General features: G+C 47.0%; 20 protein-coding genes and 1 pseudogene. 13 read left to right on the forward strand and 8 right to left on the reverse strand.

What is annotated here, in order from left to right:
- Positions 1-25: 25 nt before the first annotated feature.
- The 3 genes from HRE53_RS24355 to HRE53_RS24365 all read left to right on the forward strand — a co-directional run bounded on the left by HRE53_RS24355 (position 26) and on the right by HRE53_RS24365 (position 4,746).
- On the forward strand, positions 26-1,360 hold the full coding sequence (locus tag HRE53_RS24355; RefSeq protein WP_235108284.1) for a TIGR03279 family radical SAM protein: 1,335 nt from the start codon (positions 26-28) through the stop codon (positions 1,358-1,360).
- A 405-nt stretch (positions 1,361-1,765) separates the two neighbouring features.
- Positions 1,766-3,541: an EAL domain-containing protein gene (locus HRE53_RS24360; RefSeq protein WP_235108285.1), complete on the forward strand. Its 1,776-nt coding sequence runs from the start codon at positions 1,766-1,768 to the stop codon at positions 3,539-3,541.
- 173 nt (positions 3,542-3,714) lie between these two features.
- On the forward strand, positions 3,715-4,746 hold the full coding sequence (locus HRE53_RS24365; protein ID WP_235108286.1) for an amino acid ABC transporter substrate-binding protein: 1,032 nt from the start codon (positions 3,715-3,717) through the stop codon (positions 4,744-4,746).
- Positions 4,747-4,803: 57 nt separating this feature from the next.
- Here HRE53_RS24365 and HRE53_RS24370 read toward each other — a convergent pair whose 3' ends face one another.
- Both HRE53_RS24370 and HRE53_RS24375 read right to left on the reverse strand, forming a co-directional pair.
- The gene (locus HRE53_RS24370; RefSeq protein WP_235108287.1) at positions 4,804-5,454 is read right to left on the reverse strand and encodes a type II secretion system protein J; all 651 of its coding nucleotides are present in this window, start codon (positions 5,452-5,454) and stop codon (positions 4,804-4,806) included.
- On the reverse strand, positions 5,439-5,897 hold the full coding sequence (locus HRE53_RS24375; protein WP_235108288.1) for a Tfp pilus assembly protein FimT/FimU: 459 nt from the start codon (positions 5,895-5,897) through the stop codon (positions 5,439-5,441). The genes HRE53_RS24370 and HRE53_RS24375 overlap by 16 nt, the downstream gene beginning before the upstream one ends.
- Before the next feature lie 352 nt (positions 5,898-6,249).
- Between HRE53_RS24375 and HRE53_RS24380 the strand changes: the two genes are divergently transcribed.
- On the forward strand, positions 6,250-8,181 hold the full coding sequence (locus HRE53_RS24380) for a SpoIID/LytB domain-containing protein (protein ID WP_235108289.1): 1,932 nt from the start codon (positions 6,250-6,252) through the stop codon (positions 8,179-8,181).
- A gap of 38 nt (positions 8,182-8,219) precedes the next feature.
- Here the strand turns inward: HRE53_RS24380 and HRE53_RS24385 are convergent, their stop codons facing one another.
- A complete protein-coding gene (locus tag HRE53_RS24385; protein WP_212665657.1) occupies positions 8,220-9,377 on the reverse strand; it encodes an AI-2E family transporter in 1,158 nt (385 codons plus the stop codon).
- A 111-nt stretch (positions 9,378-9,488) separates the two neighbouring features.
- Entirely contained in the window at positions 9,489-10,265 is a 777-nt protein-coding gene (locus tag HRE53_RS24390; protein WP_235108290.1) for an MBL fold metallo-hydrolase, read from the reverse strand.
- Positions 10,266-10,584: 319 nt separating this feature from the next.
- Between HRE53_RS24390 and HRE53_RS24395 the strand changes: the two genes are divergently transcribed.
- From HRE53_RS24395 to HRE53_RS24420, 6 genes are all read left to right on the forward strand, one after another.
- On the forward strand, positions 10,585-11,766 hold the full coding sequence (locus tag HRE53_RS24395) for a TRC40/GET3/ArsA family transport-energizing ATPase (RefSeq protein WP_212665659.1): 1,182 nt from the start codon (positions 10,585-10,587) through the stop codon (positions 11,764-11,766).
- Between the two features lie 85 nt (positions 11,767-11,851).
- Positions 11,852-12,595: a 3-oxoacyl-[acyl-carrier-protein] reductase gene (gene fabG, locus HRE53_RS24400; RefSeq protein WP_212665660.1), complete on the forward strand. Its 744-nt coding sequence runs from the start codon at positions 11,852-11,854 to the stop codon at positions 12,593-12,595.
- Positions 12,596-12,810: 215 nt separating this feature from the next.
- On the forward strand, positions 12,811-13,788 hold the full coding sequence (locus tag HRE53_RS24405; RefSeq protein ID WP_212665661.1) for an acetyl-CoA carboxylase carboxyltransferase subunit alpha: 978 nt from the start codon (positions 12,811-12,813) through the stop codon (positions 13,786-13,788).
- Between the two features lie 211 nt (positions 13,789-13,999).
- Positions 14,000-14,725 carry an SDR family oxidoreductase gene (locus tag HRE53_RS24410; protein ID WP_235108291.1) on the forward strand — a complete coding sequence of 242 codons (726 nt, stop codon included), beginning with the start codon at positions 14,000-14,002 and terminating at the stop codon, positions 14,723-14,725.
- 102 nt (positions 14,726-14,827) lie between these two features.
- The gene (gene folE / locus HRE53_RS24415; RefSeq protein WP_396124646.1) at positions 14,828-15,481 is read left to right on the forward strand and encodes a GTP cyclohydrolase I FolE; all 654 of its coding nucleotides are present in this window, start codon (positions 14,828-14,830) and stop codon (positions 15,479-15,481) included.
- 113 nt (positions 15,482-15,594) lie between these two features.
- The gene (locus HRE53_RS24420) at positions 15,595-16,050 is read left to right on the forward strand and encodes a pentapeptide repeat-containing protein (protein ID WP_235108292.1); all 456 of its coding nucleotides are present in this window, start codon (positions 15,595-15,597) and stop codon (positions 16,048-16,050) included.
- Positions 16,051-16,287: 237 nt separating this feature from the next.
- Here HRE53_RS24420 and HRE53_RS24425 read toward each other — a convergent pair whose 3' ends face one another.
- The 4 genes and pseudogenes from HRE53_RS24425 to HRE53_RS24440 form a co-directional block, all read right to left on the reverse strand.
- Entirely contained in the window at positions 16,288-17,580 is a 1,293-nt protein-coding gene (locus tag HRE53_RS24425; RefSeq protein ID WP_235108293.1) for a diguanylate cyclase domain-containing protein, read from the reverse strand.
- 17 nt (positions 17,581-17,597) lie between these two features.
- Positions 17,598-18,962 (reverse strand): ATP-binding protein, encoded by a 1,365-nt coding sequence (locus HRE53_RS24430; RefSeq protein WP_235108294.1) that lies wholly within the window; start codon positions 18,960-18,962, stop codon positions 17,598-17,600.
- A gap of 58 nt (positions 18,963-19,020) precedes the next feature.
- Positions 19,021-19,242, reverse strand: a pseudogene (locus HRE53_RS24435) (CHASE2 domain-containing protein); the annotation flags it as partial.
- Positions 19,193-19,993, reverse strand: coding sequence for a CHASE2 domain-containing protein (locus tag HRE53_RS24440; RefSeq protein WP_235108295.1), 801 nt, complete (start codon positions 19,991-19,993; stop codon positions 19,193-19,195). The gene HRE53_RS24440 and the pseudogene HRE53_RS24435, both read right to left, overlap by 50 nt.
- Before the next feature lie 274 nt (positions 19,994-20,267).
- On the opposite strand from HRE53_RS24440, the gene HRE53_RS34580 reads away from it, so the two are divergent.
- The 3 genes from HRE53_RS34580 (at position 20,268) to HRE53_RS24450 (ending at position 21,524) form a co-directional block, all read left to right on the forward strand.
- On the forward strand, positions 20,268-20,390 hold the full coding sequence (locus HRE53_RS34580; RefSeq protein ID WP_255800989.1) for a hypothetical protein: 123 nt from the start codon (positions 20,268-20,270) through the stop codon (positions 20,388-20,390).
- 13 nt (positions 20,391-20,403) lie between these two features.
- Positions 20,404-20,604: a hypothetical protein gene (locus HRE53_RS24445; protein WP_212665666.1), complete on the forward strand. Its 201-nt coding sequence runs from the start codon at positions 20,404-20,406 to the stop codon at positions 20,602-20,604.
- Positions 20,605-20,732: 128 nt separating this feature from the next.
- On the forward strand, positions 20,733-21,524 hold the full coding sequence (locus HRE53_RS24450) for a DUF928 domain-containing protein (RefSeq protein ID WP_235108296.1): 792 nt from the start codon (positions 20,733-20,735) through the stop codon (positions 21,522-21,524).
- Positions 21,525-21,553 lie beyond the last annotated feature (29 nt).

Raw genomic sequence — 21,553 nt, forward strand, 5'->3', positions numbered from 1 at the left:
GCGGTTAAGCCCCATCAATCCGTGAATGAGTAAGTCATCAATTCAGCCAGCTTTAATTTCAGCGGTGGTCCCCGATTCGATCGCAGCAGAAGTGGGATTTGAACCGGGAGATCGCCTGGTGTCCATTAATGGCGAGGTGCCTCGCGATCTAATTGACTATCGATTCTTCTGTGCAGATGAATACCTGACTCTTGAGGTTTTGGACGCCGCAGGTCGCCCCCATCAGGTGGAAATCGAAAAAGATTTTGATTCTGAACTGGGACTAGAGTTTGAGACGGCCCTGTTTGATGGACTGATTCAGTGTAATAATCACTGTCCCTTTTGCTTTATCGATCAAAAGCCTCCGGGGCTGCGATCCAGTCTTTACCTAAAAGATGACGATTATCGTCTCAGCTTTTTGTACGGCAGTTATTTAACCCTGACCAATATCCCCCCCCATGAATGGGACCGCATTGAGGCGATGCGCTTGTCTCCGCTTTATGTGTCCGTGCATGCGACTCATCCAGATGTGCGCATACGGCTGCTGAAAAATCTCCGGGCAGGCCAAATTCTGGACCAACTGCAGTGGTTCCAGCAGCGACGACTCCAGATTCATGCTCAAGTTGTGGTTTGCCCTGGCATCAATGATGGTGAAATCTTGCAGCAAACCATCCTGGATTTGGCTCAATTCCATCAGTCCGAGGTGCCTGCGGTGTCATCCATCGCTGTTGTACCCGTAGGCTTAACCCGATTTCGCCCCCCAGAAGATGAGTTGAAGCCGGTCGAACCGACCGATGCCTTAACTGTGATTCATCAGGTCCAGCAGCTACAGACCCAGTTTCAAAGTCAGTTCGGGACAACCTTTGCTTGGTTAGCGGACGAGTGGTTTTTAATAGCAGGACAAGATTTGCCCCCTGAAAGCCATTACGGAGAATATCCGCAAATTGATAATGGCGTGGGTTCAATTCGGCAATTTCTGTCCCAGTTTGATCGGGCGGCTGAATCTTTACCCTCCCATATCCCTGCCGCGAAACGTTTGACCTGGGTCGTGGGAAATACGGTGGAACAGGCTTTTCAGCCCATTGTTCAGCGCTTAAATCAGGTGCAAGGCCTGACGGTGACTCTCGCACCTCTTCGGAGTGATTATTGGGGGCAGACGATGACCGTGACGGGACTTCTGACCGGACAAGATATTTTGTCGGGTTTGCGTCATCAATCCTTGGGGGATAGGTTGCTCTTACCAACCTTAATGCTGAAGTATGGGACCACTCAATTCCTGGATGATATGACTGTCGCGGAGTTGTCTGATGAATTGGACGTTCCGATCGGGCTCATTCAAGGGGGGGCCGAGGATGTTATTCGCGCTTGCCTTCAGCAATGAATGGCTCCATAAAACGCCCCAATTTATTCATGATAAATTGGGGCGTTTTAGTTTAGTGCCGCAAATGGGGCAATATGATTGGGTGGATTCAAATGCACCTAGGATTTAGCCTCCTGTGACGAAAAAAACTGGGCTAAATTAAGGTTTCACTCCATCCAAGAGGTATGACTCTAAACTTACTTCAAGTTCCTGCATGACCATTAGCAGCCAAGCGTAACAATCTCTTAATGAAATAGAGTATGAGCTGGTTATTGGGAAGAATCTAGAGATACAGAGGCAAAAAGACAAAATTTTAGCTAAGGTTTATTTGAAAAATTTAGATCGACCACACATTTATCTTGTTTGGGTTGGTTTATCGATTGATATTCAGTTGTGAAACGTGATGGCAACATCGGGGGGGTTGGTATGCAGGCTAGTACGCAGATCTTGATGATTGAGGATGATGATCAAGATGCGGAGCTTGTGCGCAGATACTTGGCAGTCAAGCAGGCTTTCCCTGTCCAGATTGAGCGCAGCAAGACCTTGTCTGATGGCATTAATCTTCTCAATCATAGGGAGGGCATTGACTTAATCCTGTTGGATTTGTGTTTATCTGATGCTCAAGGATTAGAGACGTTTTATCAGGTACATCAAGCTTTTCCAGCCAAGCCGCTCATTATTTTAAGCGGCAATACAGATCAATCCGTGGTGGAGGAGGCTCTACAAAAAGGAGCATTAGATTTTCTAGTAAAAGGGCAGTTCGATAGCACATCTCTTTGCCGTTCGGTTCAATATGCCCTGAAACAACCGCATCAATCTGTTGAGATTGGGTATCGAGATCTCACCCTTGATGCTCTAACACGACAGCTAAAAATTGCTCAACAGGAGCTAGAACGACTAGCGGAAGTGGACAAGGTCACCCGAGTATTTAACCGCTGCCGGTTTGATGAAGTTTACCTGTCGGAATGGAACCGCTTGACGCGAGAAGGTTCTCATTTATCGTTGGTCCTGTGTGAAATTGATAATCTGCCGGCCTATCAAGAGCAACATGGGGCTGAAGCTTGCGATTACTGCTTGCAGCGAGTTGCTGAGGAGATTGCCAAAGTCGCCAGACGCCCTGCTGATTGTGTGGCTCGCTATAGTGGGCAAACCTTTATGATTCTGCTGCCCAACACAGATTTAGCCGGTGCAACCTATCTCGCAGAAGCGATCCGCACGGGGGTAAGGTCAGTGCCGTTTCCTCCTGAAGGGCTCGGTGTAACGAATTCTCCGATCACCCTGAGTTTAGGGGTGGCTTGTCAAATTCCTCGGGCAAAGGTTGCGCCTTCATTGCTGATTGAAGCAGTGCATCAAGCCCTCCATTTTGCTCGCGAACAAGGGAAAGATCGAGTCCAGATTCATCATACGGGTTGTGCAGATCCAGACTTGCACTCCAACCAGACCTTGCATTGGGTGAGCCGATTATTAAAGGCTTTAGACAAGGACCAATTCCAGCTCTATGCTCAGCCCATTTACCCCCTGAGTCGGGGGCAAAAGGCTTGCAGTTATGAGATTCTATTGCGGTTACAGGATCAGCCTGGTATTGTTTGTTCCCCCAGTTTGTTTTTACCCATGGTGGAACAGTATGACTTTATGACTCGGATTGATCGATGGGTGATCAAAAACTTGCTGGCTAACCTGGAAACGATGCCCTCTTTGGATGAGCTGGATGCTCGGTTCTTTATTCACCTGTCGAGTGCAACCTGCCGAAATGGAGAGCTGTTTGAGTTTTTGGATAAACAGTTCTCTCATTCTAATCGTCATGTGCAGCGATTCTGTTTTGAGGTGACTGAAAACGTAGCCCTGAGTCATTTGACATCGGCGGTGGAATTGAGCCGTTTTCTCAAATCAATGGGATGTCAGATCGCTCTAGATAATTTTGGCAGTGATATGTCTGCCTTTATGAATTTGAAACATCTACCCGTCGATTTTGTGAAAATCGATGGGTTGCTGGTCCGAGATATTGCCCAAGATCAGATTTCTCGGGGTATTGTCGAGTCGATTCATAATGTGGCTAAGGTGATGGGGATGCAGACGATTGCGGAACATGTGGAGTCTGATGTCGTTCTGGATGCGATCTCAAGTGTGGGCATTGATTATGCTCAAGGGCACTACTATGATCGTGCCAAGCCTTTACTCGATGTAGTGTCAGCGACTCGCTGAACTCTCTAGGGCTGGGAGTATTGTTCAGACTTTTTTTGTGACTCGTTTTTTCACCGAGCACAGATCCTGATTTCTATGATCTTCTGGGATTTAAGGTTGTAGGCTAAGTGTGGGACCCATGCTGATGGTTGCCCTTAATGGAAAGTCTGTAGAACATACGCACGACATCTTTTATGATCAGAAAAATTTCTTTTCTCTGTGCAGGTCTTCTGGTGGCATTGGCCCTGGGAAGCTGTAGTAGTTCTGAATCTGCCGGAGGCCGATTGCAGCAAGTTTTAGCCCAGAAAAAGGTGCGCTGCGGCATCAGCGGCGAGTTGCCGGGCTTTAGCTTTGTGGATGAAAAAGGCAATTATTCAGGACTAGATGTGGATATCTGTCGTGCGATCGCAGCTGCTTTATTTGATGATCCTGATGCGGTGGAGTATCGTCCTCTAAATGCCAAAGAACGATTTGCCGCAGTTCAAACTGGGGAGGTGGATGTTCTCAGCCGGAATACGACCTGGACCCTTGATCGAGATAGTTCAGTGCGGATGGCATTTGCACCTGTGGTGTTTTATGACGGCCAGCGCATAATGGTCAAAGCGGATAGCGGTATCAAGACTCTCAAAGATTTCAAAAATCGGACGGTTTGTACTCAGACCGGCACCACCAACGAAAAGAATTTAAAGGATCAAATGCGGAAGCGCAAGGTGGACTATAAGCTTGTGGTTTACGAAGATATTAATTCTGCCTATGCCGCCTATGCAGAAGGTCGTTGCGATGGTGTGACCTCTGATCGGTCCCAGCTCATCTCCCGCCGAACCTCACTGCCAAAGCCTAAAAGTCATACCATTCTGGATGAGGTCTTATCTAAAGAACCCCTCGCACCTGCTGTTGCAGATGGGGATGTGGAGTGGGCTGATGTGGTCCGCTGGGTGGTCAATGCCACAATTGAAGCAGAAGAGTTGGGAATTAAACAAGATAATTTGGAGTCGTTTGCCAATAGTGATGATCCAGTCGTTAAGCGCTTCTTGGGCATTGAGGAAGATCTGGGAGCCAGCTTAGGTCTGACCCCAGATTTTGCTGCCCGAGTGGTCAAGTATGTGGGTAACTACGGTGAAATTTACGATCGCAACTTGGGTCCCACTACTAAACTGAATGTGCCGAGAGGCGAGAATCAACTGTGGACTAAAGGGGGATTGTTATACTCTCCTCCATTTCGTTAGTGGGAGAGCTTAGGCTCTCTCGTGCTCTACATAGAAAATCCTGTGTTTAGTGTTTTCCTAAGATCCTCTGGTGAAAGCCTGAGTTTCTAGGAGTAATGTTCTTGAATCGTTGAGCTGACCGACTAAGCAGAGCTTGACGTAGGAATTATCTTGGATAAAGACTTTGAGGCCTTTGCTGGTTGAAGGGCTGTTCCCGCTGCCTGTACAGGTAGGATCTACGCTTGAGATCGCATCCACCAACGCATATGTGGACGGTCCAGCCAGTGCTGGTGCAATTTGCTGGCGATAAACAGTTCTTGGTCCTCTCCATATGGCACTCGCACTTTTCGGAGCCGTATAATAAGCAAATTCAAATTCTTGCCTCGTGGCTCCTTCACCTTCGACTTTTGTTAGCTTAAACACTCCTAGATAATTAGGTCTCGAAGGAATATCACTGACTGATACCGACGTAGCAGTTTTAATATCATTGACGATAAAGTCTAAAGCTCTATTCAGTTCCGACTGTCGTTCTGCTTCAACTGTATTGCGTTCGTTGGCTCTCAAGAGCTGAATCAAACCAAGACCCGCTAGGGTAATCACCAAGCTCAGAATTAGGGATGCAACTAATAATTCTGGCAGTGTAAAGCCATTAGAACGGCCTCGATCAGGGAAAGTAGTTCTTGGTAAAAGCAAGACAAGCCTGACTGGCGGAGTTAAGGTCTTATGCATTTGTCCACTCCCAAATCATAGTTGCCGGTACGCATAAGGCCAATTCCTGTAGAGATTGAGAGACATTTGGGCTTAACAGAACTATTAGGGATAGAAACCCATAGTGTAGTCCCTGGAGGGGTATATAATCCCTTGAAGTTGAAGGATATATCGTGAGGAGCGGAATGGTTATAGTAGATAGTTACATCTTCAATTTGGCGACTCCCTGTAACTAGGCAGTTTCCAGAAATACTTTGATCAATCCCTTTTGGAATCGTGACAGTACAATCTTGGCTGCGTTTGATGGCTTCTCTTTGGGTTTGCTTAATGGCCCCTTCAATTTTGGCGAGAGCATCATCCACTTTTTTCTGATTGAGCCAACCCAAAAAACTGGGAGCGGATAAGGTCGCAAAGATACCAATAATGACGACTAGGACAATAGTTTCAGTTAGCGTGAAACCCACTGCGGTCTGTTTGCGTCTTGGAATGAAGGGATAATAGTGGTGTTTCAATTTTAATGATATTTAGTGAAAAAACTTATATGAGTTGTAGAAGCATGACACTCATTTTTGGAGGCAATAACTGTGCTTGAGAGATTGTTTTTTACGTTTATATTCTGTCTCTTATCTTGTCTCAACTACAACAAACTTTATTTGACTTAATAATTTTGCTCAAAAAACAAAAGTTTTGGGTGGACTGCTGAACGTGTGGCCTAGGCTCAATCGATATTGAAATTAATGTTGTTAGGCGTAAGTGCGGTCAAACTCAGAATTCAGTACTGACTGGATAGACCCTGGCAAATCTCTTGTGAACCCTATGACGCGAACTATCGTAAATATGACTCGAAATTTGGCTCAGCCGTTCCCCTCTCCATTAGGACTATTCAAACGTCGTTGGTGGGTGCCCATTTTGGCAAGTGCCAGTGTGTGTCTGATCTTCGATGGAGTCGTACTGGAGCCATTTACAACATCTTCTGATGGGAATAGCTCTGGTCGGGTATGGGCTCAAGCTCTTAATACACGACCCCTTAATCCCCGCATCAAAGTCAGCATTAAGCAGCGTTTTGGTCGCAAACCTACGGATAAACTGACGGTTCAAGCCCTTCCGGGTGATCAGCTGACGCTTCAATTTACGACGGGTAAACAGCTACAGACCTTGACTACGGATAAAGTAGAGTTTGCCATTACGCCCATTCCTTTAAAGCAGCCTCGATGGGAAGAACGGGTGGTCTTGAGTGTTCATCGTAGTTTTGAGACAGCCGAAACTAAAGCGAATGAATTGAAGGCTTTGGGGATTCCGGTGGAAATTGCCCAGCCCAAGCAGTGGCAGGTATGGGCCAAGCGCGATCAATATCCCACCTCAGCCGATCGGATTTTATTAATCGATACCCTTAAGCAGCAAGGCTATGACAATGTATTTCTGCATCGGCGTCGATTACGTGACAAGCCTCAGCTTAGTTTTGTCACCAATGGGACTCAGTACAAACGCAGTATTGTCAGTATCACCAGCAAGAAACAGCAGTTTCAAGTGGGCGAAGCGTTGCACTACGGCAGTTTGAGGTTTCAGCCCAATACCTATGGGACCTATACCCTGGTGAATAAGGTGCCAACGGAAACCTATCTTCGGGGGGTTGTTCCCTATGAAATTGGTTTTAATGCACCCACAACCGCCATTGAGGCGCAAACGATTATTGCCCGTACCTATGCATTACGTAACCTTAGGCGCTTTCAGATCGATGGGTATGAGTTATGTGCGGATACCCAATGCCAAGTTTATAAAGGAATCGCTAAAACCGATCCCATTGTGGATCGTGCTATTAAAGCAACAACAGGGCAGGTGCTAACCCACAAGGATGAATTAGTGGATGCCCTCTATTCTTCCACCACGGGTGGGGTGACGGCTGCTTTTCAGGAGGTTTGGGAGGGAACGCCTCGACCTTACCTAACGGCTAAAATTGATGCCCTACCCCGAGGGACATGGGATTTAACCACTCGCAGCTTGGCGGAAGAGTCGAATTTGAAAGCTTTTATTAACCTTAAGCAAGGTTTTAATGAAGCGTCTTGGAAGACCTTTCGCTGGCAGACAGAAACGCCCATCACCGAACTCAATGGATTTTTGCGCAAATTTCTACGTCAGTCTAAGCATCCCTTGGCTAATTTCAAAACCATTCAAAAGCTGGAGGTGATTGAGAGATCCCACGGTGGCAGGGTTCAGAAACTTCAGGTCACCACGAACTTAGGCAGTCTGACCTTAACCAAGGATGATATTTTACGGGGATTTGAAGCGCCTAATAGCTTACTCTTTTACGTGGAGCCCAGGTATCAAACGGTTAAACCTCAACCTTCTCCTCCAGTAGGCGTTACCCAATCCAATCCAGAATCGATTTCATCGGTGCAGCCGACCCGTCCAACGGCGGCGGCTAAACCTCGGAAAATGCTCAAAGGATATGTCTTTATTGGTGGGGGCTTTGGACATGGTGTGGGCCTGAGTCAGACGGGATCTTATCACCTCAGTAATTTAGGCTGGTCAGCGACTAAAATTCTCAATTTTTATTATCCTGGGACAACAGTTCAACCGTTGAATGACAGCATTGTGTTTTGGCAGCAGCCATCTACTCCTGTGGTTCCTAGCCAATCGGTTCCCGCTGAACTCAAGCCGCAGAGCAATCAGGGTAATCGGCTCATTAGCCAGAAGATGCCGTTCCTGAAATCGTTCCAATGGGTCTTTGACTGGATACCTTTTTTGTAGGGAGACTGTAGATTTAGATTGAGAATCAGAACTGAAGCTTAGGAGATGCGGGACACTGGCTGGGCTGTGGTTTCCGATTCTACGGAGACCACTGGGATATCTGGGGTAGATGCAGAATCGGGTGATACCATCCGCGATCGCAAACTGATCAACACTGTTTTAATCACCACAGCTGTCGGCACCGCAATGACAACCCCAATTAACCCGCCAGCTTTTGCACCAATCAAAATTGAAATGAACACCCAGGCTGGATTTAGCCCTGTCATGGTTCCCAAGATTTTGGGGGCTACCAAGTTATCTAAAATTTGCTGAACTACCACTGCTGCAGCCAAAAGTTTGAGGCCCAGCCAGATATTTTGCAGGGTCACCAAACACGTCACCAAGATAATGCCGACGGTTCCTCCAAAAGGGATAAGAGCCATTGTGCCAATGGTGAGACCGAACAGCAGGCCAAAGGGCACTTTCAGAATTAAAAACGTGGGGACTAGAACTGAAGTCATACAGATGCCAAACAGCAGCTGACCAATAAAATAATTCTGGAAGCTAGACCGGAGGGTTTCGGAAACAGGCTGTTGACTTTCTTCGGGAAGCCAATCAATCAAACTGTCCCAGAGTGCATCACCATGCTGAAGGAGATAAAAGGTCAGGATAATCGTCACGAGGACATCGATCAGAATATCTAGAAGGCTGCTGACCGTTCCTAGGGCAATGTTGAGCAGACTTTTGGTAAGGGTTTGGAGTTGGCCCTGGAGCCGATCAAAGGCTTGGACGGCCAACACATCTAGATTTAGAGAGACCCCTCGTTCCTCCACTTGTTGGCTGAGCAAGATCAGCTGCTGGCGGCCTGATTCCAACCAGTCGGGTAAACGATTCGCTAGTTGTTGCGCCTGATTGAAGGCAATCGGAATCAGGACAATGCCGATGCCAAAAAGAATGGAAATGGCCAACAACGCCACAATAATCGATGCGGGTTCTCGCCGCAGTCCCCGCTGAACGCACCAGCTCACCGGGTAGTTGAGGAGAAATGCCAGCAGCGACGCCACGACAATGATCCCGATTAACACCCCAAAGTAATTGGAGATAGACGCTAAAGTCCAAAAATTGAGGGCCAAAATCGGTGCGGCTAAGCCGATCATTAGGAGGCGAGAGGGTACAGATAACTTCTGCCACCAATGAAAATAATTGGGTTTATCCATGCCTACTCTCCTGTACAGAGGAACACTTACAGCGAGGGAAGAATAATCTGAGCCAACCTTCCTGGTGATTGTCAACCACTAGGTCACTGCCGTCAAGCTGTTTCACCATGGTTAGTTCGGCACTGAAGAAGAGAGCAGAACTTCGATGCGTTCCCCAGGAGAAGGATTCAGCACGTGGGTCTCACAGCTATTCTCTTCCAGGCGCTCACGAAATTCATCAATCGTACCTTCCATAGTCAGCAATTTGTCCAATATGCCGCTGTATTCAACCTCACCCCCCGAGGCAGTCGGCAGAATAAATTGGGGTTGGAGCTTCTTGATCACCTCTAGGGCAAAGTCTCCTCCTTGGATAAAAGGTCCCAGCAGCGGTAGTACTAAATCCTGAATAGGAGCAATAATCACATCCGCCGCTTCCAGCTGGTCGATGGCTGCAGCATGGAAACCGTGGGGTTCATAGTAGAGTCGGCTCTGGGATGCCTGGTCAGTGAGAACTAAGGCATTCTCAACTAGAAATGGTCCAATGGGTGAGCCGGGTAAGGCCTGAATTTGGAGGCGGTCTGCCCAAGTGATGGTCTCACCATGGGCAATAGTAGTGACTTTGGTATAGCCTAGTTCTTCCACTACTTTGGTGGCATTTTCAGAAGCAATGACCGGAATGGTGTGGTCTAACTGCTTCAACGTAGGGACATGGGCATGATCGGGTAGTCCCTGGGACAGCAAGATGAGATCAATCGAATCGGGAATATCGAGGGTTGTGGCGCGCTCACCTTTGAAAAACCAAGGCTGATTCCCAAAAACTAAAGGTCCAACCAACCAAGGATCTAATAGGATCCGTTGTCCGGCCATCTCGATCAGCCAACTATTGGAATCCATCCAGGTTAAAAACATCGTTACTTTAGGGAACTTAGTACATCTTCCATGGTACGAAATTCCAGCTATCCCTTCACTATTTGCTGAAAATCAACTTTAGAAAGCAGTCAGTGGAGGCAGTTATAGGGGGGACTTCTAATTTCACCGAACCAAGATACCCAACTCTGATGATGTTGGCATATCCAGAATTCTTGGCCTCATCAACTGGATGCCTGGAATTCTCTTAGATTGGCCCCACCTATGAGTTAAATAGATTAGAGTAATGTAAAGAGAGGTTAAGTTGTTTGACCTAAGTTTAATCTAGTGTGTTGATGCCTAAGGCGATTGTAAGTAACCCATGCGCGTAATCTTAATGACTGGCAAAGGTGGGGTTGGCAAAACCTCCGTTGCTGCTGCTACCGGACTCCGCTGTGCCGAGCTGGGTTACAAGACCCTCGTTCTTAGTACTGACCCTGCCCATTCCTTGGCTGATAGCTTCGATATGGAACTGGGCCATGAAGCCGTGGAAGTCAAACCTAACCTGTGGGGTGCTGAACTAGATGCCTTGCTCGAATTAGAAGGGAATTGGGGGGCTGTCAAACGCTACATTACCCAGGTGCTGCAGGCCAGAGGTCTTGACGGGGTTCAGGCTGAAGAACTGGCCATTCTTCCTGGCATGGATGAGATTTTTAGTTTGGTGCGGATGAAGCGTCACTATGATGAAGGCACCTATGATGTCTTGGTGATTGACTCTGCACCGACCGGAACAGCCCTGCGTCTCCTCAGCCTTCCTGAAGTGGGAGGGTGGTATATGCGCCGCTTCTACAAACCCTTCCAGCGGATGTCTGTGACCCTTAGGCCCTTGGTAGAACCTTTTTTCAAGCCTATTGTAGGATTCTCGCTTCCAGATGAAGAAGTGATGGATGCACCCTACGAGTTCTATGAGCAAATTGAAGCCCTAGAGAAAGTATTGACGAACAATACCCAAACGTCAGTTCGCCTCGTCACCAACCCAGAAAAAATGGTGATCAAAGAATCCTTAAGAGCCCATGCCTATTTGAGCCTGTACAACGTCTCGACAGATATGGTAGTGGCCAATCGGATCATTCCTGACCATGTTTCCGACCCCTTCTTCATGCACTGGAAACAGAACCAAACTCAGTATCGCCAGGAAATTCACGATAACTTTCAGCCTTTACCCGTCAAAGAAGTCCCGCTTTTTCAAGAGGAAATGTGTGGGTTAGAAGCCCTAGAACGTCTGAAAGAAACCCTGTATGACCAAGAAGATCCGACTCAGGTCTATTACAAGGAAACGACCTTGAGGGTGGTTCAAGAGCAGGGGCAATATAGTCTTGAGGTGTATCTCCCAGGAATTCCCAAAAATCAGGTGGAATTGAGCAAAACGGCTGACGAGCTAAATATCAGAATTGGTAATCACCGCCGCAATCTTGTTCTTCCCCAGGCTCTTGCTGCAATGCAGCCTGCTGGAGCCAAGATGGAAGAGGATTACCTCAAAATTAAATTTGCTGCTGCGGCTTAGCTGTTCGAGCCTGGACTACTCTATCAATCGCGCCCCCGCAATGTCATAAGATAGTTGAGCAGATTTTTTTGGCTCAGAACCGTTCATGAATTCATTGCAAGATAAGGTCGCAATCGTTACGGGTGCCTCTCGAGGGATTGGACGGGCTACGGCTTTGGCCCTAGCGGGTGAAGGGGCAAAGGTCGTCATTAACTATGCCAACTCCAGTGGCGCGGCTGATGCTGTGGTGGCTGAAATTACAGGTAATGGAGGGGAAGCATTAGCCCTCCAGGCCAATGTGGCGGAAGCGGATCAGGTAGACACTCTGTTTAAGTCTGTGTTGGACAAATGGGGGCGTGCCGATGTGTTGGTGAATAATGCAGGCATTACCCGAGACACCTTGCTGTTGCGAATGAAGCCAGAAGATTGGCAAGCGGTCATTAATCTCAACCTCACAGGAGTCTATCTTTGTACCCGAGCGGTGAGTCGGGTGATGCTTAAACAGCGGTCCGGCCGAATTATTAATATTGCCTCTGTGGCGGGTCAAATGGGGAATCCCGGTCAGGCCAATTACAGTGCAGCTAAGGCGGGGGTCATTGGTTTTACGAAGACCGTGGCCAAGGAAATGGCTTCTCGGGGGGTAACAGTGAATGCGGTAGCTCCTGGATTTATTGCAACGGATATGACTGAGGGGCTAGAGTCCGAAGAAATTCTCAAATTTATCCCCCTGGGGCGATATGGCCAGCCTGATGAAGTAGCAGGTATGATTCGGTTCTTAGCAGCTGACCCTGCTAGCGCCTACATTACGGGCCAGGTCTTCAATGTAGATGGTGGAATGGTGATGGCTTAGGCGATTTTCCTATGGATGGGGATAGGATAGCTGTGACATCCCCCTTTATTGTGTAGTATTTTAAAGTGTTCTTAATGAAGTTGGGCTTGTTATCAAGTCAGCTTGAGGGTATTTTTTGCCTGGGGCACGCTTGTTAGGATCGTTTAATAGTTTTTTGAACTATTAATTAAGACAACAAGACTGAAATTGTTTAACGTTTGACTAGGTACCTGCGAATGGCTGTTTCCGATCGCAAACTCCAACTGCTTGATTTTGAAAAACCCTTAGCTGAGTTAGAGGATCGAATTGAGCAGATCCGTAGCCTCTCTGAGCAGAATGGGGTGGATGTCACGGATCAAATTACCCAGCTAGAAGGTCGGGCTGACCAGCTTCGCCAAGAAATTTTTAGTAGCTTAACCCCGATGCAAGAGCTGCAGCTGGCTCGGCATCCTCGGCGCCCTAGTACATTGGACTATATCCATGCCATCAGTGATGAATGGATGGAATTACACGGCGATCGCCGGGGGTATGACGATCCCGCGATTGTGGGGGGTGTGGGTCGGATTGGTGGCCAGCCTGTGTTGATGTTGGGCCATCAGAAGGGACGTGACACGAAGGATAATGTGGCCCGCAATTTTGGGATGCCTTTTCCGAGTGGGTATCGGAAAGCCATGCGGTTAATGGATCATGCCGATCGATTTGGCTTGCCTATCATTTCTTTTATTGATACCCCTGCGGCTTGGGCGGGGTTAGAAGCTGAACAGTTTGGTCAAGGTGAAGCGATTGCTCTCAACCTCCGGGAAATGTTCCGTTTGGATGTGCCCATTATCTGTACGGTAATTGGGGAAGGTGGTTCTGGGGGCGCCTTGGGAATTGGTGTAGGTGATCGGCTACTGATGTTTGAACATTCGATCTATAGTGTGGCGCCACCAGAAGCTTGTGCAGCGATTCTTTGGCGCGATGCTCAGGAAGGCCCCCAAGCGGCTGAAGCCCTCAAAATCACAGCAACGGACTTGCAAGAATTGGGGATAATTGACCAAATTTTAACTGAGCCTCCTGGAGGAGCCCATGTTGACCCCGTTAAGGCTGCAGATATCATTAAAACTGCAGTTTTAAGTAATTTAGAAGAGTTATGGCGTCTGAGTCCCCAAGAACGCCGCCAACAGCGTTATCATAAGTTTCGGAATATGGGGATTTTCTCTCAGGTTCCTTGAGTATGCGCTCCATCTTGGACCAGTGGTATGATTACAAAGTCGCAACATTTGTTTACAATTAGCGTAAGCTTACGCGCAATGACTGCCTCTCATTTGCGCTGATAGTTTCAAGGAGTCTACATCCGTCTTTTAAAGTCCCTTGCCTGTTCAATTCGCAGAAGTGTTTGTGGTTGGGCAAGTTTTTACCGAGTATTGATTTTAGGTATTTTGCATGACTGCTCAACGGAAACTGCGCGCTCTGATTACCGGAGCGAGCAGGGGTATTGGTCGGGCAACGGCCGAAGCATTTGCTGCGTCCAATATTGATTTGGTATTAGTCAGCCGTTCTCAAGCTCAACTGGATGAATTAGCTCAGACCCTCCAAAAACAGGGGGTTGAGGCCAAGGCTTTCGCTATTAACTTGTCTGAAGTTGGCCAGGTAAAGTCTCAGATGAGTCAGCTTTTGGATCAGGTTGGCCCCATCGATATTTTGATTAATAATGCTGGGATGGGTTACACCGGCGAACTGATTGATATGCCTTTGGCCGATTGGCAAAGGGTGCTCGATCTGAATGTGACGAGTGTATTTGAATGTTTGCAGGCGGTGTTGCCAGGGATGCGATCTCAACAGCAAGGCACCATTATCAATGTCGTTTCCATTGCGGGGCAACAGGCGTTTCCTCAGTGGGGTGCTTATTGCGCCAGTAAGTTTGCCTTAATGGGTTTAACCAAATCTCTGGCCCAAGAAGAACGACCCCATGGAATTCGGGTGACGGCCGTTTGTCCGGGTTCAGTGAATACCCCTTTATGGGATACAGACACCGTGGATGCTGATTTTGACCGCACCGCCATGCTCAAACCAGAAAATGTGGCTCAATCAATTTTGCATATTGTGCAGATGCCTCAAAATGCAGTGATAGAGGAACTTGTCTTGATGCCGAATGCAGGGACCTTTTGATCCTCCCTCGTATAACCCCCAACTTTTCTGCCAAATTTCATACAATTAATTGAAACAATGACTACTTTGTCTTCTAAACCTTCTGATTCAGCTAACTCTTCTATGAACACAACTTCTAATAACTCTCAGCTTCGTCCAGATCGCAGCTTATCTCAACGGGCAAAGGAGAAAGAGACCCATCGTCAATCCAGCCAAGAAGAGATGATGGGAGCAGTAGAAACCATGCTGTTAGGGGTGGGTGAAGATCCAGAGCGGGAAGGCTTACTGAAAACGCCGAAGCGAGTGGCTGAGGCCATGCGGTTTCTCACCAGTGGATATCAGCAGTCCTTAGAAGAGTTGGTGAACAATGCCATCTTTGATGAAGGTCATGATGAGATGGTTTTGGTTCGGGATATTGATGCCTTTAGCTTGTGTGAGCATCATATGTTGCCTTTTATTGGCAAGGCCCATGTGGCATACATCCCTAATCAAAAGGTGATTGGTCTAAGTAAGCTAGCTCGCATTGTGGAAATGTATTCTCGCCGCTTGCAGGTGCAAGAAAGACTAACTCGTCAGATTGCAGAAGCGGTGCAAACAGCTTTAGAACCCAAGGGTGTGGCCGTGGTAATGGAAGCAAGCCATATGTGTATGGTGATGCGTGGGGTGCAAAAACCAGGCTCTTGGACAGTGACTAGCTCCATGGTTGGAGTCTTTCAGGACGATCATAAAACTCGGGAAGAGTTTCTCAATCTGATTCGGCATCACCATAATTTCTAGGTTGGGATGGTAGGAACATGCAAGTCCGTCCCCTCTTCAGGGCATACTCAGGGTTGATACGCTTTTGATGAGGGGGGATTCCTCCGCTGTCGCTACTGTTGGAGTTATAGATCATGGGCAACCGTCGGCTGAGAAAAATGGGTCGTAAAGTTGCGATCTCTTTTTTGATTGGGAGTCTTGCTACGTTCCTAGCTCCATCAGTAAGAGCTGAGAAACCTGAGCATTTGCAAAGGATTAAACAAACTCGTAACTGCTTTAGATGTAATCTCAAGAAAGCAAACTTAGCTAACATCTCATTGAAAGGTGCTTTTCTACGAGAGACCAATCTGCAAGAGGCTAATCTTGAAGGGGCTGACCTGCGATTTGCTGTTCTTAGAAAGGTTAACCTCAAAAAAGCAAACTTAAAAAATGCCGATTTGACCGGAGCTATTTTGCGGGATGTTAATTTAGATGATGCAATTCTAACAGGGGCCACCTTACCACCTAGATATCAGAGAAGATCCAAGTCAGATTCTAAGGTCCGTGTTCCAGAATTAATTATAGATATCTTAAAACAACAGCGCCGTTGATATTAATTTTTTTAGAGGTTAATATGACGAGCAAAACTTATTAGTGAAGCTAGATCCTCTACTCATCAGTCTTGCCAGTGCTAGCTTTTGGTCTGTAGATGGGCTCTTTCTTATTCCAGGATTAAGCAGTTAATCGATGAAAATTTGAGTAAAAAAATTCTCTACTGAGGAATAAGAGGTTTAGCCTATGACCGAAAAGAGGGAGAGTTTCTATAATTGCTCTGGGCTGATTTTGACTCAGTTGTCATCAGTGAATACACAATTGCCGCCATTATTCCTTGCTTGTTGAAGGTTGCGATCACCCGCTTCTATGAATGCCTCAATGCCAATATCAGATTTAGGCTGTATAGAGGTGAGGCCAATACTTAAGTTGATGGGAGGAGAACCCACTTCCTTTTGATCTACTTGCTTGGATAACTTTTGGGCAATCGATTCTGCTTGAGTGGAAGACTGTTGGGGTAAAACGATGGCAAAGATGAAAGTGCCATAGCGGCACACTAGATCATGAGGGCCTTGTATGGCTTGCTTGATAGTTTGAGCTATTTCATATAAGCACTGGTCTCCTTGTTGAGGATTGCCTCCAGAACCATAAAAGTTGAAATGCTTGAGTTGACAGAGCATCAATGTCAAAGGGTGTTGGCCTTGAATTGCTGCTTGCCAGGATGTAAGAAGATAGGCATCAAAGCGACGGCGATTGGCGACTTGGGTTAAATCATCCAAGGCAGCTAAGCGCTGCAATTCTAAATTTGCTTGGTGGAGTTGTGCATTTTGGGCTATGAGTGCCTGCTGCAGTTGTTGAATTTTAAGTTGATTCTGTACCCGAGCTAAGACCTCTACAACCTTGAAGGGTTTGGTGATGTAATCTATACCTCCCACTGAAAAGGCTTTAACCTTATCCCACGATTCATCCAAGGCGCTGACAAATATTACAGGAATCTCTTGGGTGGATGGCTCGGCTTTTAATTTTTGACAGACAGTGTAGCCATCCATTTCCGGCATTTGGATATCTAAGAGGATCAACTGAGGTTGATCGAGAGACACGGCCTGGAGCGCAACATTGCCGTTGAGGGCTTGGAGAACGTCATAGCCCTGTTCTTCTAATACATCCGTGAGCAACCGTAAATTTTGGGGTTGGTCGTCAACGAGTAAGATTTTGACTTTTCCAGCTAGGTTAGTGGATTGTGGCTCAAGGGGAAGGGATGGGGGTGTTGGAGTAGTGGCAGAAGTATTGCTAGCTTGGGTTGTATTGCGCATTTCATGAGTTAGGATGATCCGCACATTAGATTTTGAAACTTTTTTGTCGAGGGCTTGGGACAGTAAATGCCAGAGTTTAGGGGCAACATCTTGTTTGACATATTTGGGGGAATAGCCACATTCATCTGCAAGCTGATCGTAGGTTTTGCGCTCTCCCTGCAGGGCAGTACTGAGGATGCGCCGTTGGAGCTCACTGCAATAGGTGTCGGTTTTTTGCAGGATTAAGTTCTCTGCGAATTCTAAGATGGGTTCACTGGAAGGATCGATGTCGCTCATGAAAACTACCTTTGGTGTTATTCCTGCATCAATTGTGTGGTGACTTTAGTGATGTGAGCATATTCATAGTTCTCTGCTAGCTCAATTAAATATTGAGAAACGGCTTCATATTCTGAGGGAAGTTCGGATAATAGTTGAATCACCTGTTTCCCTTTTAGCCTGAGAGCAGCATGGTGGAGTTCATCTAACCAGTTGGAAGACATGGATCTTAAGGCTTGGTCAATGGTCTCTGGGCTGATGGCTGCTGGGGGGAGTTCTTCTGGTTCAACCCTATCATTCAGCTGTTGGGATAAGGGAAGTGCATCGTCTGCAATATTTTGTGAATGAGGGGCACTGGCAGTATTAGCAATGGTGACTTGGGCTGTGAAGGTGAAGATGGTCCCTTGCCCCACTTGACTAGAGACTTTAATCTCTCCACCCATCAGTTGGACGAACTGCTGACTGATGGGTAAACCGAGTCCTGTTCCGGCTTTTGATTTCTCACCGCTTTCGGTCTGTTCAAAGGGAATAAATAATTTGTGCAGTTCTGAGGGGGCAATTCCTTCACCTGTATCTTCGATTTCAAACCTTAAGGTGATGCCTTTTGCTTTCGGGATGCTGCCTATGCGTAGGGAAATATGTCCAGCATGGGTGAATTTGAGAGCATTGCTGAGCAAGTTGATCAGGACCTGTCGAAGCTTCTGGGCATCCCCGACTAGATAGGGAAATAGATCAGGGTCGGTTTCGACCTGAAACGCTAACCCTTTTTGTTCAGCTCGGAGCCGAAAGATACCCTCAACCGTCTCAATTAAGGTGCTGAGCTGGAAGGGGCCTTCTCGTAGTTCTTGTTTGCCCGACTCCAGTTTGGCGAGGGATAAAATATCGTTGATTAGACCTAATAAATGCTCGCCAGATTGGTTGATTAAGCGATTTCGCTTGTGGTTGGTTGTAGAGAGACTGCTGTCCTGGGCCATCATTTGGCTAAACCCCAGAATGGCATTGAGGGGAGTGCGTAATTCATGGCTCATTTTGGCGAGAAATTTTCCTTTGGCACGACTGGCCATTTCGGCTGCTTCTTTGGCTTGGCTTAGCTCTACATTAGATTGTTGAAGTTCGGAGGTCCGTTGGGCGACCTGGATTTCTAGATCGGTTTTGGCTTGTTCTAGGATACGGAGGGTTTGTTGCTGGGCTTTGACTTTGGTTTGGATAAAGCGATCGTATTGGTAGAAGGCATCTAGGCCGAGGCTGATGACCAGAAAGCTGGCTAGGATGGGGACTAGGGGGAGCCACCATCCCCCCAGTAAAGCAAGGTAGCTGATGCCAGAGACCAGTAATGCGCAGAGTGCGATCGCAAGTATCGTATACCGAGGTGAACGAATGTAAGCGGCGACGATGATGCCCACCCATCCCCCCACAAATAATGCAGAGGTATTCGACCCAATCCGGCCAAGTATTGATTAGCGGTCGTTGATCTAAGGTTGCGCCCAGAATTTGGCTGATAGCATGGGCATGTAGCTCGATGCCATAGACCCAGTTTGCCTCAGGGGCGATTATAGAGGGAACGGCAGCCGGGAAATAGTCTTGATGACTAGAAGTGGTGATACCAATAATGACAATACGGTTTTTGACTAAATTAGGTGAAAATTTTTCTGATAGTATTTTTTTTAAATGAAATTGTCTCAAATGCCTTGGGGTTGTTGCGGAAATTTAACAGCATTTGGGCATCTGCATTTCCCGTATTGGTGCGAATATAGCCTCCAAAATTAGGACGGATTCGGGGAATTTCTACAGACCGAAATCTCATGGCTATGGGATCTTGGATACCGTTATCTAGATGGATATCTTGAGCAATTAAATATTTTTCAGCCAGTAGTAAGGCTAGGGAAAATCGGAAGCCTTTTTCTTGTGTTTGAGTTCCTAAAAATCCCCGACGCTGACTACCGTCTAGATCGATGGGGGCATCAGCAAATCCAATCCGTTCTATGGGTAAGCTGGGTGGTGGATTTACCCTTTCTGATTTGTTTTTATCAAGGACTTTATCTATTCCGAATAGGTTATCCATATTCCGAAAGGCACTTGCCAACTTAGCCGAACCCGGTTCTACAGGGATATCTCGGAACAAGTCAAGTCCAATAGCTCTGGGTTGATGCTTCTGGAGGATGCTGAGAGATTGGGCGAGATACTGATCGGGAATGGGATAGCGGCCAATCGAGCGAATGCTGTCCTCATCAATATTGACTAGCAGAATGCGCTTGTCTTGGGGTTCTGATGGTTGATATTTCAGAAATAAATCTAAGACTTGCAGTTCCCAGGACTGAAAAGCGCCTGCCCATCGTCCGCCCAGAATTAGGCCCAGTATGAGTAAGCTGGGGAGTGCCACAAGTTTAAGTGGCGCTAATTGTTGGCGGAGTTTATGCCAAGTCTGAGACTTCAATCCCTATCCCCTTAACCAGTGAGTAGTGTGATGTGAACCCATTCCCCCTGTAATCTTAAAATTCTTGTCTAGATTTTGGCCTGAAGATCAACCTGAATTTTTGGGTCATCCATGCCTGAACTTTTGCTGAAGTTTCCTGATGATAACGGGATTTTTTCTACCAGCAAGCTCAATTAAGGTAATTTCAATAACCTAAATACGGGGGAGATCTGATATGCCGCCTGACTATAGATATGCAGAGCCGACATACTCTACATTGCCATCATTTAAGACAATGATGGCAGCGATAAAGGAGCGATTTAAGGAATGGGTCCGTCGAGAAATTATTGATTTTGACCCCTATGACGATGAAGGGAAATTAATCGATTTTCCAGATGAATTGAGACCGGATAAATAAGGGAGGTATTACTATGTTTTTAGAGAAAACCCGCTACTACATCCGTTCCTCTACCCTGGCACAACTATCACGAGTGTCATTAGAACCCTGGCAGGAAGTCGCTTTGGAATGGACCGATCAGGACTTAAAGATCATTGCTGATCGAGACGATCGTCCTGCTCAGTGGCTAACGCAGCAGATTGCGATCGCGTTTTGTACCGTCAATGCTAAGTGAGGTATGCACCAATGGTTATGGCTCATCTCAAGCCAAATAGGCATATGAAAATACTCCCGCTCAAGGGAAGAGGGCTGAAAGGTAGCTATTGTTTTGGTTTAGGTCTTCTTCTATTATCTCTATCGATCTTGCCTTCCCCTGCCTGGGCGAGACGATACCAACCCCCCAAGGGTGATCCGCCGAAAGGTAAGTTTGGGTCCAATGGCTCCCGGGGGTGTAGCTTTGACCAAGCTCAATCTCCTGATTTGAATCGTCAAATGGTGACAAAGCAGGCGAATGCTCAGGCAACATCTCTTCCGCAACCAAGCATCCCCGTTACCCTGCTAGCTCCCAGTACTCATGTGGGGAGAACTAGTGCGGTGGCACCTACGTTGGCTTGGTTTGTAACGGCCACAGATCCCTATCGCGTCAGAATTTCCTTATTTATTCTGGATTCAGATCAAAGTTCTGAACTCATCCATGAGTTGGAATATATTGAAACTTCTTCTGGATTGGTTCAATATACAGTGCCAATGGAGCAGACCACCCTACAGGATGGCCAACGGTTTTTTGTGGAGTTGAGTGTTGCTTGTAAACCCGAGGATGATCGGTTCAGTCCACCCTTTGTAGCGGAAGTTGATGTTGCCTTACCTTCTGCTGCCTTGCAAAAGGCATTATCTCAAGCTGACACTCCAGATCAGAAAGCAGCGTTGTTTGCAACGGCTGGCTATTGGTTTGATACGGTGAGAGAGCTGCTGTTGGAAGCAGATGAGTCCCAGTCATACCAAAAGCTTCGGGCTTTTCTGAAGGAACAAACCCAGTTAGGTGAGGAGGATAAGCACGGTCAAGCATTAGTCAATATTGCCGAACGGCTAGATGATGCGAATTTAAAGACCCTTGCTCGGCCTTTGGATATGAACCAATCACCCTCTACCCCTTGAGTTGAAAGTTGTGTTTTCCCGTCTTTAGT

The organism is Acaryochloris sp. 'Moss Beach', assembly GCF_021497025.1.
Lineage (GTDB): Bacteria > Cyanobacteriota > Cyanobacteriia > Thermosynechococcales > Thermosynechococcaceae > Acaryochloris > Acaryochloris marina_A.

Excerpts from the sequence above, each read along its gene's own strand:
- HRE53_RS24385 (WP_212665657.1), bottom strand. The coding sequence starts at position 9,377 with ATGGATAAACCCAATTATTTTCATTGGTGGCAGAAGTTATCTGTACCC.
- fabG (WP_212665660.1), top strand. The coding sequence starts at position 11,852 with ATGAATTCATTGCAAGATAAGGTCGCAATCGTTACGGGTGCCTCTCGA.
- HRE53_RS24380 (WP_235108289.1), top strand. The coding sequence starts at position 6,250 with ATGACGCGAACTATCGTAAATATGACTCGAAATTTGGCTCAGCCGTTC.
- HRE53_RS24445 (WP_212665666.1), top strand. The coding sequence starts at position 20,404 with ATGTTTTTAGAGAAAACCCGCTACTACATCCGTTCCTCTACCCTGGCA.
- HRE53_RS24365 (WP_235108286.1), top strand. The coding sequence starts at position 3,715 with ATGATCAGAAAAATTTCTTTTCTCTGTGCAGGTCTTCTGGTGGCATTG.
- HRE53_RS34580 (WP_255800989.1), top strand. The coding sequence starts at position 20,268 with ATGATGGCAGCGATAAAGGAGCGATTTAAGGAATGGGTCCGTCGAGAA.
- HRE53_RS24390 (WP_235108290.1), bottom strand. The coding sequence starts at position 10,265 with ATGTTTTTAACCTGGATGGATTCCAATAGTTGGCTGATCGAGATGGCC.
- HRE53_RS24395 (WP_212665659.1), top strand. The coding sequence starts at position 10,585 with ATGCGCGTAATCTTAATGACTGGCAAAGGTGGGGTTGGCAAAACCTCC.
- HRE53_RS24410 (WP_235108291.1), top strand. The coding sequence starts at position 14,000 with ATGACTGCTCAACGGAAACTGCGCGCTCTGATTACCGGAGCGAGCAGG.
- HRE53_RS24355 (WP_235108284.1), top strand. The coding sequence starts at position 26 with ATGAGTAAGTCATCAATTCAGCCAGCTTTAATTTCAGCGGTGGTCCCC.
- HRE53_RS24405 (WP_212665661.1), top strand. The coding sequence starts at position 12,811 with ATGGCTGTTTCCGATCGCAAACTCCAACTGCTTGATTTTGAAAAACCC.
- HRE53_RS24370 (WP_235108287.1), bottom strand. The coding sequence starts at position 5,454 with ATGCATAAGACCTTAACTCCGCCAGTCAGGCTTGTCTTGCTTTTACCA.
- HRE53_RS24420 (WP_235108292.1), top strand. The coding sequence starts at position 15,595 with ATGGGCAACCGTCGGCTGAGAAAAATGGGTCGTAAAGTTGCGATCTCT.
- folE (WP_396124646.1), top strand. The coding sequence starts at position 14,828 with ATGAACACAACTTCTAATAACTCTCAGCTTCGTCCAGATCGCAGCTTA.
- HRE53_RS24425 (WP_235108293.1), bottom strand. The coding sequence starts at position 17,580 with ATGAGCGACATCGATCCTTCCAGTGAACCCATCTTAGAATTCGCAGAG.
- HRE53_RS24360 (WP_235108285.1), top strand. The coding sequence starts at position 1,766 with ATGCAGGCTAGTACGCAGATCTTGATGATTGAGGATGATGATCAAGAT.